Annotated in this window: 1 protein-coding gene; it reads right to left on the bottom strand. The window is 51.9% G+C overall.

The features are described 5' to 3' along the window. Positions 1–112 precede the first annotated feature (112 nt). The coding region (locus tag KVT39_RS36385) for an RHS repeat-associated core domain-containing protein (RefSeq protein WP_306795632.1) at positions 113–1,057 on the bottom strand (945 nt) is incomplete at its 5' end.

Genomic DNA, 1,057 nt, shown 5'->3' with positions numbered 1-1,057 from the left:
CGTTCAGTGAACTATCTTTTACAACGTCCTCGGCTGCGTCAGCGATGACTACCGAGCCGGATTAATCAGTGTTTCCCTAACAAATCTCAAGACGGTTTATCAGAAACACTTACTATCGACGCTGGATCTGCTTCTTTTTCTCATCCCAGTCGATCCGATTAAACTTTTCAATAGGGAGTAGTTGCTGAATAAAACCTATACGATTCTGAGCGGCATCCCTGTCGCTCGGTCGAAAATGTCCACTTTCAACCGACCAGGAGATTAATCGCCCAGCGCCGAGCTGAGGGTACTCCGTCATTTCGAAGTTCAGGTTGCCGGCAAGCAGGACCGGCTTTGCACTTTGTCTGATGCGTTCTGCTTGGGGAATGCTCTGATCGAACATGTTGGGCTTATCCTCTTTATACGCCAGTGACGAGTGCCCATAGTTTGTTATTCCAGGAATAACTTTTTCAGTTAAATCCTTTCTCTCCGCTAGGTCTGCGTGCTCGAAGACATAAATGGATAGAGGGTCCTCATACCTAATCACGTACGATAATGTTCCATAAGGGATTTTTTGAACTTCCCCTGCAGCAGTAGGGACCAAAAGGTAACTGTCTTCGTCGATCCTGCCCAATCGAAATATCATGTCGGGCGGCAGTTCCAATTGCGGGAACATTTTGGGCTCAATCGGCGCAGACAAACCTCGACTCGCCTCAAGCTGATTCGTCAACGCTTGACCAATCAGCGCTTCATTTTTTACCTTTACCTTTTGAATCAACCCTGTTGTCGGAGGGAACGAGTCATGCCGGGAGCCCAGCTTTCTGGAAGCGATCGCCATGGCAGCCGGACTCGGAGCCGGCGCTAGATCCAGCCAGTCCAGCCGGTTTGCAGCTATTCCCTCCCGGTCGATGAACGTGACGGGATTGTTGGCGACCATGCAGAAGAGATTGAGCCCGTCGACGGGTCCGGCGGGATCAGGGTTGAGCCATCGGGCGAGCCACGGGGCGTAGTAACGCAGGCCGTAGTAGTAGAGGCCGGAGGCGTCGCGCTCCTGGCCCGAGTAGCGCACGTACTTGTA

Source organism: Burkholderia sp. GbtcB21 (assembly GCF_019091065.1).
GTDB lineage: Bacteria > Pseudomonadota > Gammaproteobacteria > Burkholderiales > Burkholderiaceae > Burkholderia > Burkholderia pyrrocinia_C.
This window is presented reverse-complemented; position numbering and strand designations above follow the sequence as displayed.